The organism is Paracoccus aminovorans, from assembly GCF_900005615.1.
GTDB classification, from domain to species: domain Bacteria; phylum Pseudomonadota; class Alphaproteobacteria; order Rhodobacterales; family Rhodobacteraceae; genus Paracoccus; species Paracoccus aminovorans.
Window position 1 is genome coordinate 40,807 of record NZ_LN832559.1, and the last position, 18,539, is coordinate 59,345.

General features: G+C 62.8%; 14 protein-coding genes. 8 read left to right on the forward strand and 6 right to left on the reverse strand.

All coding sequences use genetic code 11. The annotated features are described in order from the left end of the window. The first annotated feature begins 26 nt into the window (after nt 1-26). Nucleotides 27-1,235: an AAA family ATPase gene (locus tag JCM7685_RS00215; protein WP_074970589.1), complete on the forward strand. Its 1,209-nt coding sequence runs from the start codon at nt 27-29 to the stop codon at nt 1,233-1,235. Then, a complete protein-coding gene (locus JCM7685_RS00220) occupies nt 1,225-3,753 on the forward strand; it encodes a S8 family peptidase (protein WP_074970591.1) in 2,529 nt (842 codons plus the stop codon). The genes JCM7685_RS00215 and JCM7685_RS00220 overlap by 11 nt, the downstream gene beginning before the upstream one ends. A gap of 348 nt (nt 3,754-4,101) precedes the next feature. Here the strand turns inward: JCM7685_RS00220 and JCM7685_RS00225 are convergent, their stop codons facing one another. From JCM7685_RS00225 to JCM7685_RS00235, 3 genes are read right to left on the reverse strand one after another with little or no spacing between them, the layout of a single operon-like run. Further along, complete coding sequence (locus JCM7685_RS00225) at nt 4,102-7,374, reverse strand: error-prone DNA polymerase (protein ID WP_074970593.1); 3,273 nt, start codon at nt 7,372-7,374, stop codon at nt 4,102-4,104. After that, nucleotides 7,371-8,894: a Y-family DNA polymerase gene (locus tag JCM7685_RS00230; RefSeq protein ID WP_074970595.1), complete on the reverse strand. Its 1,524-nt coding sequence runs from the start codon at nt 8,892-8,894 to the stop codon at nt 7,371-7,373. The genes JCM7685_RS00225 and JCM7685_RS00230 overlap by 4 nt, the downstream gene beginning before the upstream one ends. Continuing rightward, a complete protein-coding gene (locus tag JCM7685_RS00235) occupies nt 8,809-9,570 on the reverse strand; it encodes an ImuA family protein (RefSeq protein WP_074970597.1) in 762 nt (253 codons plus the stop codon). The genes JCM7685_RS00230 and JCM7685_RS00235 overlap by 86 nt, the downstream gene beginning before the upstream one ends. 112 nt (nt 9,571-9,682) lie before the next feature. Between JCM7685_RS00235 and JCM7685_RS00240 the strand changes: the two genes are divergently transcribed. The 4 genes from JCM7685_RS00240 (at nt 9,683) to JCM7685_RS00255 (ending at nt 13,834) form a co-directional block, all read left to right on the forward strand. Further along, nucleotides 9,683-10,399, forward strand: coding sequence for an SOS response-associated peptidase (locus JCM7685_RS00240; protein ID WP_231964663.1), 717 nt, complete (start codon nt 9,683-9,685; stop codon nt 10,397-10,399). Nucleotides 10,400-10,405: 6 nt separating this feature from the next. Next, nucleotides 10,406-11,533: a DNA polymerase IV gene (dinB, locus tag JCM7685_RS00245; protein WP_074970599.1), complete on the forward strand. Its 1,128-nt coding sequence runs from the start codon at nt 10,406-10,408 to the stop codon at nt 11,531-11,533. Between the two features lie 333 nt (nt 11,534-11,866). Continuing rightward, nucleotides 11,867-12,067 carry a hypothetical protein gene (locus JCM7685_RS00250; RefSeq protein ID WP_074970601.1) on the forward strand — a complete coding sequence of 67 codons (201 nt, stop codon included), beginning with the start codon at nt 11,867-11,869 and terminating at the stop codon, nt 12,065-12,067. Between the two features lie 9 nt (nt 12,068-12,076). Further along, nucleotides 12,077-13,834 carry a recombinase family protein gene (locus tag JCM7685_RS00255; RefSeq protein ID WP_074970603.1) on the forward strand — a complete coding sequence of 586 codons (1,758 nt, stop codon included), beginning with the start codon at nt 12,077-12,079 and terminating at the stop codon, nt 13,832-13,834. A 172-nt stretch (nt 13,835-14,006) separates the two neighbouring features. Here JCM7685_RS00255 and istB read toward each other — a convergent pair whose 3' ends face one another. The 3 genes from istB to JCM7685_RS00270 all read right to left on the reverse strand — a co-directional run bounded on the left by istB (nt 14,007) and on the right by JCM7685_RS00270 (nt 17,418). After that, nucleotides 14,007-14,735 carry an IS21-like element helper ATPase IstB gene (gene istB / locus JCM7685_RS00260; RefSeq protein ID WP_028030902.1) on the reverse strand — a complete coding sequence of 243 codons (729 nt, stop codon included), beginning with the start codon at nt 14,733-14,735 and terminating at the stop codon, nt 14,007-14,009. Beyond that, nucleotides 14,735-16,234, reverse strand: coding sequence for an IS21 family transposase (istA, locus tag JCM7685_RS00265; RefSeq protein ID WP_090271472.1), 1,500 nt, complete (start codon nt 16,232-16,234; stop codon nt 14,735-14,737). The genes istB and istA overlap by 1 nt, the downstream gene beginning before the upstream one ends. A 392-nt stretch (nt 16,235-16,626) precedes the next feature. Further along, nucleotides 16,627-17,418 carry a COG4705 family protein gene (locus JCM7685_RS00270; RefSeq protein ID WP_074970445.1) on the reverse strand — a complete coding sequence of 264 codons (792 nt, stop codon included), beginning with the start codon at nt 17,416-17,418 and terminating at the stop codon, nt 16,627-16,629. A gap of 203 nt (nt 17,419-17,621) precedes the next feature. Between JCM7685_RS00270 and JCM7685_RS00275 the strand changes: the two genes are divergently transcribed. Then, entirely contained in the window at nt 17,622-17,843 is a 222-nt protein-coding gene (locus JCM7685_RS00275) for a hypothetical protein (RefSeq protein ID WP_074970444.1), read from the forward strand. Nucleotides 17,844-17,935: 92 nt separating this feature from the next. Beyond that, the gene (locus tag JCM7685_RS00280; protein WP_074970454.1) at nt 17,936-18,418 is read left to right on the forward strand and encodes a DUF2127 domain-containing protein; all 483 of its coding nucleotides are present in this window, start codon (nt 17,936-17,938) and stop codon (nt 18,416-18,418) included. The last annotated feature ends 121 nt before the right edge of the window (nt 18,419-18,539 follow it).

Here is an 18,539-nt window from a genome sequence, read left to right on the forward strand (position 1 = left end):
GCGATCTTTATGGTGGATTTGTCGATATGGAACACTTCGCGGTTGTCCAAAGTATCGTTCGGGCCAGTTTAGCCGGGGACCGGGAGGCTGTGGTCAAGCAGGTGCTGCGCCTTCGTGAACGCCTCGAGAAGGCCGGAGCGACGAAGGAAGCCGCTACGTTGGAGCGCTTGCGCGCGGCCGCGCGCGACACACAGGAACTAGCTCCGAGCCGCGTGGAGATGTCGCGCGGCCAGATCACCGGGGAAACCCTCGAACAGGGAGTCAATCCGCCGATCGATCGAGAGACCGGAGCCCGGTTGTGCACAATTGATTTTCCGGGACGGAACCGCCGGGCGCCCGTTTATGGGGCGGTAGTGTCAGAAACGGTCGAGGGGCTGCTGCAGGAATGGACCAGTGAGGCCGCGCTGCAAGAGGTGGGCGTGTCGCCCACGCGCTCTTTGTTGATTTACGGACCGCCTGGTTCGGGTAAGACCATTACCGCCGACTATATCGCTGCCCGGTTGGGATTGCCTTTGGTCGTGGCACGCATCGACGGCCTGATATCATCCTTTCTGGGCACGACCGCGCGCAATATTGCAAATCTGTTCGACTTCGCTAACCGATACGCCTGCGTTCTGCTGCTGGACGAGTTCGACGCGCTCGCAAAGCTCCGGGACGATCCGCAGGAGATCGGCGAGATCAAGCGCGTGGTCAACACTTTGCTGCAGAATCTCGATCAGCGGCGCAACTTCGGAATCACGATCGCTATTACGAACCACGACAGGCTCCTCGACCCAGCCGTTTGGCGGCGCTTCGAAACGCATCTTCAGCTCGTCGAGCCGGACGAGTCCGCCCGCGAGAGCCTGATTGCGCGTTTCCTCCAACCGCTCGAAGCGCCTGTTTCTACCCTCAGGGTATTTTCATACTGTCTCGCGGGGCGCACGGGGGCCGATATCGAAAGGGTGTGCACGGCCGTGAAACGGACGCTGGCGCTCAGCGGCGAATCTCATGACGGGCCAGGATTGTTCCATGCCTTGAGTTCTGTACTAGCCCGTGCGCCGCAGCACGACCATGTGGCGGCCCGCATCCTCGCCGTCGATCAAGAAGCGTTTGTCAGCCTGATCGCGAATGATAGTACGCTTTCGCTCAAGCAAACCGAGATAGGTGAGGCGACGGGGTACGGTCAGTCGCGGGTGAGCGATCTCAAGAAGGCGAAGCGCCATCTGCCACTGCTGGAGGCGTCGCATGCCCAATAATCCGGTTCAGATCATCCTAAACGATCACGATTTTCATCAGGCGCCCGATCCGGGACAGCCGCCGCGGAACAAAGATTTTTTCGAAGGTGCCGACAAGGCATTCGTCACCCACAAGGCCTCGCTGCTGGCCGCAATCGACCGGATCATCGACGAGATTCAGACGAGCCCTTACGGTCCCGCAGCGTATCTCAAAGTCCAGATGCGCAACGAGGCGCTGGCAAAATCCTATCGACCTGTATGGTGGCTGTTCAAGCCCGACCAATTCCCATGTGTGGGGGCAGACGCGGTCGGAACGCTCTATTTTCGAGCTCCGTTGATCTACCTGAATGCTCTGCGACAGCGCATCGTGCAGGCTGAAGCCTCCGTCGAGACAAAGTATCGGAGGGCTGACAACAAGCCATACAAGGCGCCGACCATCGCTCGAGCCGAAGTTGGCGCCATCGAAACCATCGAAGTCGCACCTCCCGAGCAGAAACGCGCATTTTCTACCGCAGCAGCTCTTGCGGCACTCGAGGATCCTCGAGCGGTCTCCGGCTATCAGGTCGAACTTTTCGAGACGCCGGCCAAACGGGTGATCGCCGATGACCCGCTTGGACGGATCGCATTACGGCGCTCGCTTGAGCGTCTGTTGTTGTCTCTCGGCCTAGGCGCGCGCAGTTATCTCGCCTTTGAGGTCGGACGAACCCCCGTCCTCGAAGTTCAGCTGACCACACAGCCTGTCGACGCCCTGATCGACAATCGAGCAGGTGTGGCTGGAAGCGACTCAGGCCAGGAAATCAGCCTCTTCTTAATGGACCGAAATCCGGAACGACATGAGGCGACCCTGAATGCACTCCAGAAGCATCCTCTGGTGCGTGCGATCTTGCCACCTGTTCTGCTCGAGCTGACAGACGACCGTTCAAGTTCTGATGCCACTGCAGCGGCAGAACCCGTTGCCATTCCCACTCCGCAGGGCCAGTCGACTTACCCGATCGTGGGTGTCATCGACTCCGGTGTGGCGCCGGTTCTTGAGGGCTGGGTTGCGGGACGGTTCGATTATTTATCGTCAGGAGAATATGATGCTGTCCACGGCACGAACGTCGCCGGTCTCCTGGCCATCGGGCAAGCCCTCAATAGTGTTGACGTCGCGCCCGAGGCGAATGGCTGCCATCTCTACGACATACCCCTCTACCCTAACGGTCCGTTCATGGCTCGTTATCGTCGAGGTTTCTCCGACTTTCTCGAAGAGATAGAGCAGGCCGTCGCAGAGGCGAAGAGCGAACATGGCGTCAGAGTGTTTAATCTCTCCATCAACGCGGTCGCGCCGGTCGAGCGGCACCGGTATAGTATCTACGCTTCCCGCCTCGACCAGATCGCAGATACCTATGGCGTGGTTTTCGTGAATTCCGCCGGAAACCTGCCACCCGCACAGGCGCGTTCCGCTTGGCAGAAGCGTCCGGTCGACGTCATCAACTATTTCGCGTCGCGAACCTCGCCCGACACGATCTTCAAGCCCGCCGAGAGCGTCAGGTCGATCTCCGTCGGCGCGCTCAATCCTCCGAATACCGATCAGATCCCCGACGCGCCGACCGTTTACACGACGCGCGGGCCTGGTCTCCAAGTTGGCGTCAAGCCCGATGTCGCGTGCTATGGCGGAACAGGAGGGAGCGGCCCCGGAAAGCCGACAGGGCTTTCGTCATTGTCTCCTTCGGGCAGCAGGCAGAGCGTCGTCGGCACCAGTTTCGCCGCGCCGCTGGTTGCGCGTACTTTGGCAGGGCTCGACACCGCGACCGAGGGCGGCCTGTCTGTCGAAGCGCTGCGGGCCATGTTGCTGCATCACACAGCGATGCCTAGGCCACTGACGAAGCGTGGTCTCAGGGACATCGGCCGGCAATTCGCGGGTTTCGGTAGACCACAAGCCGTCACCACGATGCTGGAAACGGACGACCACCAGATCACGCTGCTTTTTCAAAGCCGCCTTAGCATTGGCGAGAAGAAGCCGGTCATACTCCGGTTCCCGTTCATCTGGCCACAAAGCCTCGTTACAGGCGGACGCTGCTCAGGGCTTGCCAAAATCACACTCGTTTACGCACCACCGCTTGATCCGGCCTTTGGTGCCGAGTTCGTACGCGTCAATCTTGAGGCATCGCTGAAGCAGCGTCAGCCGGAGCCCGCTTCCGACGGCCGTGTCCGCTTCACAAACCAGATTGCGGCCCGCTACTTGCCCAAGTCAACCAATCTCGCGATACCCGAGAGGGCGCTCATAGATCACGGCCTCAAATGGTGGCCGGCCAAGCAGTACGAGAGCACATTCGTCGAGAACGGAAGTTCGTCGCAATGGCGACTGGAGGTCACAAGCCTCGTTCGTGCTGAAGCGCAATTCCCCGCGGAAGGAGTGCCCTTTGCAATACTCTTGACCTTGGAGGACCCGGACGGCAGCCAGCCGGTTTTCCAGGAGATGCGGCAGTGGCTCCAGGCGAGCACTGCGGTAGCACAGGATGTACGAGCGGTAACGAGGCTACGGCCACGCGGTCGGTAGTGGTAATCTTCACCTGCGGCGACCCTTGCACGCAGAAATGGGCTGGCACGATGTTCAGCCGTTCCGAGATATCCTCGGCGGTCTTCGTCGTCTCACCGCAGTCGCAGGGGTACAGCGTGCTCGTCGGCGGGATGCCTCGCGCCATCCGCAACAGATGCTCAGGCAGACGTCCGCAGATCCATTTCGCCGGGCGTGCGGCGTCGAAGTGCTGCGCCTCACGTTGAATGGCGACCTCAGGGAATGCTGCGGTGCGGAACTACCGAGGCTTGACCGGCGGCTAAGTGCCGATTTCATTTGCTGCAGCTGCGGTCATTGCGAGGTTTCCGGGTGTTGTGAAGGTTCCGACCATTACCGAAAATCCCGCGTCTTTACCCTGATGGGGTTGATGTGCAGGTCAGGCACAGCCATGCCGCACGTCCGCGGCCCCTTCGGCGGCTGACCGCGTAGAACGGGCGCCAGCGAATCCTGGTGGAGTTCGTCTCCTCTGCCATGCGGCAGGAGGGCCGCGACATCGCGCTGCCCGACGCTGACCAGTTCACGCGAGAGGTCCACAATTCGATGGGCGACCAGATGCACCACCGCGCCCTCGCGCTGGACGCGACCCTTTACCGAAATCATGCTGGAGGACAGGATGATCCGCCGATGCCGTTCGAACACCTTCTGCCAGACAACCAGATTGGCGATCCCGGTCTCGTCTTCCAGGGTGATGAACATCACGCCTTTAGCCGAGCCGGGGCGCTGGCGAACCAATACAATGCCAGCAGCCGCCAGCCAGCGGCAGTCGCGTGATTCCATCGCCTCGGCGCAGGAAACCATGCGGCGCTTGCGCAGATCCTCGCGCAGGAAGGAGATCGGATGGCGACGCAGAGAAAGGCCGGTATGGCTGTAATCCGCGACCACCTCGCGGCCAGCCGCCATCGGCCGCAGGGCGATGGACGGCTCCGATATCTCTGAAACCGTCTGGCCCTCGCGTGCCGAGGCTGCCGCAAACAGCGGCAGTTCCTCGTCGCGCAGCCCCTTGATCGCCCAAAGCGCTTCGCGGCGCGCAAGGCCGAAGGGCGGGCCGAAACCGTCGGCCTCGGCAATGTGGACCAATGCGGCGACCGGAACCCCGGCCCGCCGCCAGAGATCCTCGACCGAGGCAAATGGCTGATCAGCACGGGCGGCGACAATCGCCGCCGCATGGGCATTGGCAAGCCCCTTGACCATGCGCAGGCCAAGCCGAACCGCAAAGCGCGCCTCGTTGCCGGTCGGCTCCAGCGTGCAATCCCAGCGCGAGGCATTGGCGCAGATCGGGCGCAACTCGACGCCATGGTCGCGCGCATCGCGCACGATCTGGGCCGGGGCATAGAAGCCCATCGGCTGGCTGTTCAGCAGCGCGGCGCAGAAGGCATCGGGATGCCAGCATTTCAGCCAGGCCGAGGCATAGGCGATCAGCGCGAAGCTTGCCGCGTGGCTTTCGGGAAAACCGTAGGAGCCGAAGCCCTCCAGCTGCCGGAAGGTGCGTTCGGCAAACTCCACCTCATAGCCCTTGGCGATCATGCCGGAGATCATTTTGTCGCGGAATTTCGAGACGCCGCCGGTGTGCTTGAAGGTCGCCATGCTTTTGCGCAAAAGGTCCGCCTCGCCGGGGGTGAAGCCCGCGCATTCGATGGCGACGCGCATCGCCTGTTCCTGAAACAGCGGCACGCCAAGGGTCTTGCCCAGCACCCTTTCCAGCTCGGGACGGGGATATTCGACCTGTTCCAGCCCTTCGCGGCGACGCAGATAGGGGTGGACCATGTCCCCCTGGATCGGGCCGGGGCGGACGATGGCAACCTGCACCACCAGATCGTAATAGGTGCGCGGCTTCAGACGGGGCAGCATCGACATCTGCGCCCGGCTCTCGATCTGGAAGGTGCCGAGTGTGTCGGCCTTGCGGATCATCGCATAGGTGCGCGGGTCTTCCGCCGGGATCGTCGCCAGATCGAGGGCGATCCCCTTGTGTTCCGCGATCAGATCCAGCCCCTTGCGCATGCAGGTCAGCATGCCAAGCGCCAGCACATCCACCTTCATGAAGCGCAGGGCGTCGATATCGTCCTTGTCCCATTCGATGATCTGGCGATCCGCCATGGCGGCGGGCTCGATCGGCACCAGATCATCGAGCCGGTCATGGGTGAGGACGAAACCGCCGGGATGTTGCGACAAATGCCGCGGCGCCCCGCGAAGCTGGGCGGCCAGATCAAGGGTCAGCCGCAAACGCCGATCCTCGGGGTTGAGGTTCAACTCACGAAGCTGCTGATCGTTGACGCCGGTCTCGGACCAGCCCCAGAGCTGGCCGGAGAGGGTCTGGATCAGATCCTCGGGCAGCCCCATGGCCTTGCCGACATCGCGCAACGCCCCCTTGGAGCGGTAGCGGGTCACGGTGGCGGTCAGCGCGGCCCGGTCACGGCCATAGTTCTCATAGACCCACTGGATGACCTCCTCACGGCGTTCGTGCTCGAAATCGACGTCGATATCCGGCGGCTCGCGGCGTTCCTCTGACACGAATCGCTCGAACAGCAGATCGTTGCGGCCGGGGTCGATGGCGGTGATGCCGAGAACATAGCAGACGGCGCTGTTCGCCGCCGATCCGCGCCCCTGACAGAGGATGCCGCGCGAGCGGGCAAAGCGGACGATACTGTTCACGGTCAGGAAATAGGGTGCGTAATCGAGCTTGCCGATCAGGGTCAGCTCGTGGCACAGCGCCGCCGTCACCTCGTCCGGCACGCCCTCGGGATAGCGGCTTGCCGCGCCCTGCCAGGTCATGCGCACCAGCGTCTCCTGAGGGGTCAGTGCGGGATCGTCGCGTTCCTCGGGATATTGATAGGCAAGCTGACCCAGATCGAAGGTGCAGCGTGCCATGATGTCGAGAGTGCGGGCCAGCGCCGCGGGCCAGCGGGCGAAGAGCCGGTGCATCTCGGCCGGGGGCTTGAGATAGCGGTCGGCATGACGTTCCCGGCGAAAGCCGAGATTGTCGATGGTGGTGTTGTGGCGGATGGCCGTCACCACATCCTGCAGCATGCGGCGGCCGGGCTCGTGGAACAGCACGTCATTGGTCACGACGGTCGGCACGCCGAACCGCTGCGCCAGTTGCGAAAGCTCCCAGAGTCGCATCTGGTCGTTGGGCCTGCGGCGCAGGGTCAGGGCCAGATAGGCGCGATCACCGAAGGCATCCCGCAAACGGCGCAAACGGAACCCGCACTCGTCGTCGGCATCATCCGGCACCAGCACCGCGATCATCCCTTCGCTGTAAGCAGCGAGATCGGCCCATTCGAGATGGCACTTGCCCTTGCCGGCTCGCCCCTTGCCAAGCGTCAGCAACCGGCAGAGCCGGGCATAGGCGGCGCGGTCGGTCGGATAGACCAGCACCGACATGCCGCAGGCGAGATCGAGGCGACAGCCGACGATCAGCCGGACGCCGGTTGCCTTCGCCGCCTCATGGGCGCGAACGATGCCCGCCAGCGAATTGCGATCCACCACCGCCAGCGCCTCGATCCCCATCGTCGCGGCGGTGGCGAACAGTTCCTCGGCCGAGGAGGCCCCGCGCAGAAAGGAAAATTGCGTTGTGACCTGCAGTTCGGCATATCGGGGCGCATTCATCCGAAGACCCCGTGCAGGAACCAGCGGTGCGATCCGGTGGCGAGATCCTCGCCGTCACCGGCGCGAAAGATCCAGAAACGCTCGCCGGCATCATCCTCGATGCGGAAATAATCCCGCACCGCGATCAGCTCGGCATCGCGCTTCCACCATTCGCCGAAGACCCGCTCGGGGCCATCGGCACGGCGCACCCGCCGCCGCACGCCGCGCCATGAGATCCAGTTCGGCGGGTGGTCCGGGAGCAGCGCCATGGTCTCGATCGGCTCGGGACGGGGCAACAGGCGCGAGGGGCGCGGCCAGTGATCGGGCCAGCCCGCGCCGGTCTCTTCCGCCAGGGCCGGAATGCGGCGGACGGATCGCTCGGGAACGTCGCTCGCCACCGGCGCGAAGCGATAGATCGCGCGGGCGCCGACCCGGTTGGCGAGCGTGTCAATCAGGCCGGACAGGTCCGGCTCGGGCGCCTCGATCAGGTGGCTCACGGCCTGGCGTTCGGTCAACGGCTCCGCCAGCGTGGCCGCCAGCGTCATGACCTCGATGCCGAGGCCGGGGTCGATGGTCTCGATCTTGTCGCAGAGCAGCCGGGTCAGGCGGCCAGGGTCGCGCACCGGCCGGGCCAGACCGATGCGAACGGTCTCGACGCGGCTGTCGATCCGGTGGCAGAGCAGGTCGAGACGGCGCGCGCCGAGGCCGCGGGCTTCCAGCGCATCGCAGAGCGTTGCGACCAGTTTGCCGATGTAGCGCGCGATGGTCTCACTGGCGGCGATGGGTTCGGCAAAGCTGCGCCGGGCCTCGATCATGTCCTCGGGGCGCAGCGGATCAACGGGTTCGGCGCTGGTGCCCAGGGCCTGATCCAGCCGACGGCATAGTTCTGGTCCGAAGCGCAGCGTCAGGGGCGCGCGGGGCTGGCCAATCAGATCGCCGATCCGGGCGAAGCCCAGATCGCGCAAGCCAGCCGGGATTGCCGGCGACAGCCGCAGGGCCTCCAGCGGCAGCGGCGCGAGCATGTCGATGCTGGCCCCCGGCATGGCGATCAGCACCGGATCAGCCCCATAGCGCGCCAGCGCATGGGCCGCGCCCCAGGTGTCGGCAATGGCGGCCCGTGCAGACACACCCGACAAGGTGAGACGCCCTATCAGCGCATCGAGCATCGCCGCCTCGCCACCATGCAGATGGTCTGCCCCGGTCGAGTCGATCACGATCCCGTCCGGCGGATCGACCGCCACAATCGGCGCGATCCGTTGCAACACCCATAGCGCGAGCCGCTCTAAGCTTTCGGCATCGGCTTTTGGGTCGGCGGGTTCAATCACCAGTCCGGGCACCAGCGCCTGCGCCTTGGTGACGGGCATGCCGACCCGCAGGCCGAGCGCCTGTGCAGTCGCGTCGGCCGCCGTCACGATACGGCGGTTACGATCACGTCCTGCAATGACGAGCGGCGCCTCAACCGGAGGCGCTGTGTCGCCGGCCTTCCGCCGCAGCCGGTCTGTCGGCCATGTCGGCAGGAAGACCGAGATGACCCGAGCCATCGCACGCCTCCAGTTCGATATCGAGGGATTCGCCCGCCCGCGACCGGATCAGTTCGATCAGCCAGCGCGCGCGACCGACGCCGGGCACGGGCAAGGGCCGGGACGGCAGAGCGGAGATCCGCCAGCGGGTCATCGCCGCCGTCGGCTGGCCGAAATCGCTGGCCTCGGCCTGGCGCCGCCAGCGGCGCAGGGCAATGCCGATGGTGCCGCTTTCCTTGGCGGCAAGATGCAACCGCCGCGAGGCGGTCATCGGCAGCCGGGCGATGTCGGCGACCACTGCGCCCAGCCCACCGTGCCGCAAGCCTTCCTCCATGCAGGCGAGAGTCGACTTGTCATCGCCGGCCTCGACATGGATGACGCGATCGGGCGACAGGCCGGCCTGTTCCAGGCCCGGCGCGAACAGATCCTGCTGCGCGACGCACCAGAGCACCTTGCCGTGGGTCCGCGCGGCGATCCCGGCCACGAAACAGGCCGCCGCCGCGCCGTCCACCGCGCCATTGGCACCGCCCGCGACCTCATGCAGACAGCCAAGAGCCAATCCACCGCCGGGCAGTTTGCGGTCCAGAGACGGAACCCCGAAGGGCAGCACTTCCCGCGCGCGAGCGCCGTCACCTTCAAGCTGCGCGATTCGCGCACGAAGGGCCGCAATGGCTGGACTGATGGCGCGCTCGTGCATCTGGCAGGCAGGCTCCGGGGCTTCTCAAGGGCAAATCCTGTCGTTATGTTCTTTATTTGTTCCTATGCGGAGTGAGAGTCAATCTGAGTCCCGAAAGATGTGATCGGGAGCCTTGCCGGAACTTCTGGCGTATGATGGCCGCAAAATCGGAGAAGCGGGTTTGTGCAATCTCTACAATCTGACCACCAACCAGCAGGCGATCCGGGATTTCGTGGCGCTCACCCATGACAGTATCGGCAATCTGGAGCCGATCCTCGACGCCTATCCCGACCGGCCCGCGCCGGTGGTGCGCAACACCGATGGCGGACTGGAGCTGGCCGCGCTGACCTGGGGCATGCCCACGCCCGTCGAGCATCTGAAATCGCCCGACGCACCCGACATCGGCGTCACCAATGTCCGCAAGACCTGGATACGCCACTGGCAACAGTGGCTGGGGGTAGAGCACCGTTGCGTGGTCCCGGCAACGGCGTTCTCCGAATATGGCCAGACGCCTGACCCGGTGACGAAACGCAAGCCGCTCTACTGGTTCGCGCTCGACCAGACGCAGCCCCTGTTCTTCTTCGCCGGGATCTGGACGCGATGGGAAGGGACGCGCGGATCGAACCGCACGCCCAGGCCAGGCGACCATGAACTCTTTGCCTTCCTCACGACCGATGCCAACGACGTGGTGAAGCCGATCCACCCCAAGGCCATGCCGGTGATCCTGACCAGATCCGACGAGGTAGAGGTCTGGCTGACGGCCGACTGGCGCGATGCCAAAACCCTGCAACGACCACTGCCCGCCGGCCGGCTGGAAGTCGTCGAAAAGCCGGCAGCTCCGGCAGGTTGATGCCTCATGTCCTGGCCGGAGGATCAGATCGGGGAGACAGGCGAGCCGGGTGGGAAGGTCCGCAAGATCATCCATGTCGATATGGATGCGTTCTATGCGTCTGTGGAGCAGCGCGACAATCCCGAGTTGCGCGGCAAACCCGTCGCGGTTGGCGGCTCTGCCGCGCGCGGCGTGGTCGCCGCCGCCAGCTATGAGGCAAGGATCTACGGCATCCGCTCAGCCATGCCCTCGGTCACGGCGAAGCGCCGCTGTCCCGAATTGATCTTCGTGAAGCCGCGCTTCGAGGTCTATCGGGCGGTGTCGGCGCGGATCCGGGAGGTCTTTGCCGAACATACCGATCTGATCGAGCCGCTATCGCTCGACGAAGCCTATCTCGACGTGACCGAGAACAAGCAGGGCATCCCCATCGCGACGGAGGTGGCGGAGATCATCCGTCGCCGGATCACGGAGGTCACCGGCCTCAATGCCTCGGCCGGGATCAGCTACTGCAAGTTCCTCGCCAAGTTGGCGAGCGATCTGAACAAGCCCAATGGGCAGGCGGTCATCACCCCGTCGCGGGGGCCGCAATTTGTGGCCGAGCTGCCGGTGAAAAAGTTTCACGGCGTCGGCCCGGCGACGGCGGAAAAGATGGAACGGCTGGGCATTCTGACGGGTGCCGATCTGCGCGACAAGTCACCCGAGTTCCTGCGCGCGCATTTCGGGAAGTCGGGCGGCTGGTACTACCACATTTCGCGCGGGATCGACCATCGCCCGGTGGAACCGCATCGCGAGCGAAAGTCGGTCGGCGCGGAGGACACCTTCTCCGAGGATATTTTCGACGTGGAGCCCGCAAGGCGAGAGATCGACACACTGGCGTCCAAGGTCTGGCGAAGCTGCGAAGCCAAGGCGCTGACCGGACGCACCGTTACGCTCAAGGTCAAATACGCCGACTTCCAGCAGATCACGCGCAGCCGAACGGTCGAGCGCGGCGTGCGCGGAGCCGGGGAACTCTCGGCAATTGCGAACGCGCTACTGGAACCGCTGTTCCCGGTCGCAAAGGGTGTGCGACTTCTCGGCGTGACGCTCTCCTCGCTGGCAGCGGACAAGGGCGATGACGCTGCCCGGCAACTCAGCCTCGGCCTGCCGGACCTGTGAGGAACGGAGTGGGCTGACGGGGCACCGTCAGGACCAGCGGCCACCATCGGCGCGACCAATTTTCTCGCATTGCCATGCGCGGCGTCTCCGCGTTAGACTGACCTCAGGACATGGCTGGAACGTCGCGCTGTGCGAGCAGATGTTCAAATCTCTTGGCGAGCCGCAAATTCGCACATCGTCGCGCCAGTATTTTTGCGACGCCATGCTGCTCAGGACTGCGCCAATGCCCGACCCCGCCCTCCATTCCCCGCCAAACGCCGCCGGGCGCTTCTCTGTAACGCATTGTAAATGCTGCGTAGTCTTTGTGCAGGCTCTTCAGGGATCGGCACGGGAATGGCACGGCAACGACAAACCACCGCATCGAAGCTTCGGCTGGTCACCGAGACCACGGATGAAGCCATTGCGCGCGTTGCCGGCACCCGCAAACCCGACCCCCGCCTCGCCGATCTCGTCCGGCAACTCGCCCGGCAGGCAGCGCGCGACCTCATTCAACAGGAGACGGCCCGTTTGGCGGGCGACCGCCTCCCCGACTGAGGTGTCCGCATGAAGGTCGCGCTCTACGCCCGCTACTCCTCCGACAACCAGCGCGACGCCTCGATCGCCGATCAGCTGCGTATGTGTCGCCTGCGCGCCGAAAAGGAAGGCTGGACCGTCGTCGAGGAATACACCGATCACGCCATCTCCGGCGCCAGCATGATCCTGCGACCGGGCGTCCAGGCCCTGATCTCCGATTCCCTGCGCGGCCGTTTCGACATGATCATGGCCGAGGCCATGGACCGGCTATCGCGCGACCAGGAGGATATCGCCGGCATCTTCAAGCGCATGACCTATGCCGATGTGAAGATGTTCACCCTGTCCGAGGGCGAGATCACCCATCTGCATGTCGGGTTGAAGGGCACGATGAACGCGCTGTTCCTGAAGGATCTAGCCGACAAGACCCGTCGTGGGCTGCGCGGCCGCGTCGAGGATGGCAAATCCGGCGGCGGTCTCTGCTACGGTTATGACGTGGTGAAGAAGTTCGATGATCGTGGGGAAGCCATCCGGGGCGATCGGACCATCAACGAGACCGAGGCCGGGATCGTGCGACGCATCTTCGCCGATTATCTTGACGGAAAGTCCTCGCGCACGATCGCCATGTCGCTGAACCACGAAGGCGTGGCAGGGCCGCAGGGCAGTGAATGGGGGCCATCGACGATCCACGGCAACCCGAAGCGCGGCACCGGCATCCTGAACAACGAGCTTTACATCGGAAAGCTTGTGTGGAACCGGCTACGCTATATCAAGGATCCCGACACTGGCCGGCGCGTATCCCGCCTGAACCCGGAAAGCGAATGGGTCGTCCATGAGGTGCCTGACCTGCGGCTCATCGACCAGGACATCTGGGATGCGGTCAAGGCACGGCAGAGCCGCCTCGCCTACGATGTGGTCGAGACCAGCCCGAATCCCCTGAACGACCGGCGGCGCCCAAAACATCTCTTCGCTGGCCTCGTCAAATGCGGCTGCTGCGGTGGCGGCTATACGATGATCTCGAAGGATCTGCTCGGCTGCGCGACGGCGCGCAACAAGGGCACCTGCGACAACCGGCTCAACATCCGGCGCGACGCGCTGGAAGCCTCGATCCTCAACGGGCTACGCAAGCATCTGATGGATCCCGCGCTGTTCAAGGAGTTCTGTACCGAGTTCACCAGGGAGGTGAATCGGCTGCGCATCGAGCGCGGCGCCGATCTGGAGGGTTGGAAACGGGAACTGGAGCGTGTCGACAAGGAGTTGGATAAGATCGTCGACGCGATCGTGCAAGGCTTCCCGCTATCGAAGCTGAAGGACAAGTCCGAGAAGCTGGAAGCCCGCAAAGCTGAACTGACGGAGAAACTGGCCAACGCGGACGAGCCGCCTCCCCTTCTGCACCCGAACATGGCGGCACTCTATGCGCAGCGGATCGGCCAACTCTACGAACATCTGCAAGATGAAGACGGTCGTAGTCGCGCTGCCGAGACCTTTCGGTCGCTGGTCGATCAGGTGACGCTGGTTCCCGACAATGGCGAGCTAGCCATCGTCCTGCGCGGCGACCTCGGTGCGATCCTGCGGTTTACGGCGGGCAAGAAAAACCCCGACTTCCTTGCGGAGGCCGAGGCTTTGGACAACCTGCTATCGCAGGGATCGTTGGTTGCGGGAGGACGCAACAGACGATCGCTGCTGAATGGGGGCACAAATGCAAAAACCTCCGCGACGGGGTCAGCGGAGGTTTCGCAAAAATCGTTGGTTGCGGGGGCAGGATTTGAACCTGCGGCCTTCAGGTTATGAGCCGATCAGAAGGGAAAATTGGAAATCGAATGATTTCAGTGTCAATCGGCATTCAAACGGGCCCCCTGATCGGCGTCCAAAAGTGACCCCTTTGGCGCGCGGGTGAGCAGGCCCGTGGCGGCGTAGCTTTCCAGCTGGCGCAGCCGACGCGGGCCTGCGTTTTGGAGGGTGTTCAGGCTCGGGTTTTGATGCGCCAGCTGTCGTTGCCGGTCTCGACGATGTCGCAGTGGTGGGTGAGCCGGTCGAGCAGCGCGGTGGTCATCTTTGCGTCTCCGAAGACGGTCGGCCACTCCCCGAATGCGAGGTTGGTGGTGACGATGACGGAAGTCTGCTCATAGAGCTTGCTGATCAGATGGAACAGCAGCTGGCCGCCGGACTGCGCGAATGGCAGGTATCCGAGTTCATCGAGGATGACGAAGTCGAGCCGCATCAGATGTTCTGCAAGCCGGCCTGCCCGTCCGGCACGGGCCTCGGCCTCCAGCCTGTTCACCAGATCGACGACATTGAAGAACCTGCCCCGGGCACCATTGCGGATGACCGCGCGCGCTATGGCCACAGAGATATGGGTCTTGCCGGTCCCGGTGCCGCCAACCAGCACGACATTGCGCTGTTGGCTGAGGAACTCCCCGCTGGCCAGATCTCGCACCAGGGTCTCGTTGATTGGGGTGTCATCGAAGGTGAACTCCTCGATCTCCCGGGCATAGGGCAGCTTGGCGGTGGTGATCTGGTATTTGACCGACCGCGCTTTCTTCTCGTTGATCTCGGCGGCCAGAAGATCTCCAACGATCTGGCGGGGTTCGTGCTGGCGGCGCACAGCCACCGCCATGAGTTCGTCATAAGCGGCGCGCATCCCGTAGAGCTTCAACTCGCCCATTGCAGCCATGATGTCAGCACGATCCATCAGCAGGCCCTCCGCAGCAGATCATAACGGGCGCAGTCCGCCACAGGCTCATGGGTCAACTGCAAGGCCGGAGAGGTCAGCAGAAGCGGTGGTGGTTCCGGATCTCGCCTGCGGGATAGAATATTGAGGATTACATCGGCAGAATGGACGCCTTGCGAGAGAGCTTCGGCACATGCCTTTTGAACCACAGGCATCCCTTCCGTCAGCACAGCGCCGAGGACCTTCACCATCTGGCGGTCGCCATCTGAGGAGCCCTGCAGCTTGCGGCGGATCTGTTCAAGAGCTCCGGGAAGAACCCAGTCCTTGAACGGTGCGCCGTTACGCAGCGCCCCGGGTTTGCGAAGCAGAACAGGCACATAATGCCAGGGATTGTAAACCGTTCGGTCCCGGCCGAAGTGACGCGGGTGGTCTCCGACCAGTCGGCCCTCCTGCCGGATCTCGATCCGCTCAGCATAGGCCCTGATCTCGACCTGCCGCCCGACAGCCGTTGCCGCGACGGAGTATTTGTTGTTGTCGAAGCGCACGAGACAGGTCTTTGACACCGCCGCAGGCAGTGAATGGAATCCGTCGAAGCGCCCGGCATAGGGGACAAGGTGCGGGCGCTCTTCCTGGAAGACCTGCCAGACGGTTTTGTCCGTCAGCTCCGGATGCTTGCTGGTTCTGGCCGAGGCGATGCACTTGTCCAGCAGCCAGGCATTCAGTTCCTCGTAGCTCTTGACCCTGACGCGGGGCGCGAAAAACCGCTGACGGACAGTGCCGACCTGGCTCTCCACCTGGCCTTTCTCCCAACCCGCAGCAGGGGTGCAGGCAACGGGTTCGACCAGATAATGGCTGGCCATCTGCAGGAACCGACGATTGTAGAGGCGTTCCTTGCCGGTGAAGATGGTCTCCACCGCCGTCTTCATGTTGTCGTAGATCCCGCGGGTGCAGGTGCCCTTGAAGAAGGCGAAAGCCCTGTCGTGGGCATCGAACACCATCTCCTGCGTCTCGCGCGGATAGGCCCGCACAAAGAACATCCGGCTGTGGCACAGGCGAACATGGGCCACTTTGATGGTGGTGGTCGCCCCATCGATCACCACAACCTCGTGGCTCCAGTCGAACTGATAGGCTTCACCGGGCGCAAAGCTCAGGGGCACGAAGGCGGCAGAAGCGCCTGAACTCTGAGTGCGTGCCCAGTTCGAGGCGTAGCGGCGCACCGCGTCATACCCACCTTCATAACCGAGACCGCTCAGTTCTTCGTAGATCTGTATCAGAGACTGACGTTCCCGGCTGGACCGCGCGGCGTTGACCTCCAGCAGCCGGTTGAGTTCCCCCAGCCAGGCACCCAGCTTCGGGCGCGGCTGCACCGTCCGGGTATAGGTGAACTCGGTAATCCCGGTGCGGATCACCTTCCGCACCACCTTCTTCGACAGCTTCAGGTCACGGCAGATCGTCTTGATCCCCTTGCCCTCGGTGAAATGTAGCCGCCTGATTTTTGCGATTGTCTCCACGATCAGCATCCCGTGCTCGGCCTCCGATAATCATCGAAGGCACAATGGACCCAACCCCCGGTCGGTGGGGTCCATTTTGGACGCCGATCACCCCAGAAGCGGGGTCCTTATTGCAAGCCGTTCAACAGATTTCAGCGCCTTAGGAGATAACGGTTTGATTTCTTGCGATTTCCGTTCCGGCGTTCGACCGCATCGGGCGGCGTCAGACGGCACAACCTGCGCGAAAACTGCTGCCAAGGGTTGAGGTGGCGTTGAGGTAAGCGAAATTTGGTCAATCAGGTGCCGAAGTGCCAAGGAACCTCAAAAGCAAGGATAGCGTCAGCCGCTTGGAAAGGCTGTGGAGGCTCAAGATGAGCTTCCATGAAGGGGTGCCCCGGCATGGGCTGCCGGGGCATTTGGGTTCATGCGCGACGGGATTTTTCGAGGTCGACCTTGCTAAAACCCAGATATCCGACCAGCCCAAGGATCACGGTCAGGAACACCAAGCTGGTGATCGTTGTCCCGAGACCAAGCCCACCGTTCGCGACAGGCTGCGAAAGGAAGTCACCAAAGGACGCACCAAGCGGCCGGGTCAGAATATAAGCGATCCAGAAGGCGGTGACTGCACCCAGGCGTCCCGCGCGCCACAAGGCGTAGATCGCACCGATGCCGATAGCAAAGAGCAGGGTCGAAGGCAGGTAGCCAAGGCCAATCCGTTCCGCCATCAAGTCGCCCGCCGCTGTGCCGAGGGCGAAGGTGAACAGGATCGCCAGCCAATAGAAGCCTTCGCGGGCAGGCGTGTCGATCGAGTGAATCGACAGCGTGCTTTCTCGGGCATACCAGATGGCAAAGGTAGCAATCAGAAGGACCGCGAAAACTGCGGTCGTCAATTCCAGCGGAACGCCATAGGTATCGACAAGGCTGTCGGTGATCAGTGTGCCCACGACCGATATCATAGTCACGGTTGGCCAATACACCCAAGGCTGATATCGGTCGGTGCGAAACTGGGCGACAAGGATCGCGGCAAGCACAAGCGACATCAGCAGGGATGTCACCGGAAGACCCAGCTTCATGTTGAAGATCAGGAAGTCGGCGCCGGTCTCACCCACCGTTGTCGCCATGATTTTGATGACCCAGAAGAAAGCCGTGACCTCTGGAACCTTGTTGAAGGTGTCGCGCAAGGCGGGCGCGACTGAGGGGTCTGCATTGGACATGAGAGCAATCCTTGAAAGACGGCGAAGTCGAGCTTCGTCGTCGTCATGCATCGCCCTCATTTCTGACACCGGGATGAGCAAAAGGTTACAAATTCGTAATCGAGGGCAATCGTCCGATCGATTACGAATCTGTAATCTTCAGGCCAGCACGCTGCCATTCGCCGCCCCCATCTGTCTGATCAGCCAAGAAAGGAGTGCTTGAAATGAAACGACTGAAATCGGGCCTTGCGAAGATCCTGCTGGTAGCCGCCGGGGCTGCGGCAATCGGATTGGGAACCGTCGTGGCGGTTGCCGCGCTGGTGATCGGACTGGTTGTGGCTGCTGGCGCAAGGCTGGCTGTTGGCTCCCGGAGAGCTGAACCATTCAGCGAGGCGAAGGCCAACGACACGGACATCGTCGATAGTGAACTGGCGACGGCGAGCTGAACCGCTGCTCGACGGCGCACTTGATAAGCCCCCGCTCGACTGGCAAAGGCAACCCGTTGGGGCCGGGCCGGACGAGCGGGGGCAATTTCATCATGCAGATCACCGAACATGGTATCCATGAGATCTTTCGCATCAGCGTCATCCTGAAAGGGTTGCACGCTTTGATCGAGATCGCGGGAGGGCTGGCCTTTTACTTCATCAGCTCTCAGACAGTACTGAATTGGGTGAACGTATTGACGCGGGCTGAACTGGTCGAGGATCCCCGCGATCTTGTCGCCACGCATCTTCTGGCGGCGGCACAGGGGCTGACCGGATCAACGCAGTCATTCTATGCCTTCTACCTGCTCAGCCATGGGCTGATCAAAATTGTTCTCGTGATCGGGTTGCTGCGAGAAAGGCTGATCGCTTACCCCGCCTCGCTGGCGGCGATGGCGGCCTTCATCGCCTACCAGCTTTACCGTTACACCTATACACAGTCCTTCGGGCTGATCGTCCTGACCGTCTTTGACCTGATCGTCATGGTGCTGGTCTGGCATGAATGGCGGCTTCTGCGCAAACATCTGCCGGTCGATTGACGCGTGCCCACAGATAAATTGATCCATGATCCCGCCCCGCCGATCCGTTCGGCGGGGCGGCTCTTTTCCGGCCCTCGCGAAAGACGAAACATTACGCACAAGTAATCCCGCAGCGATTTTT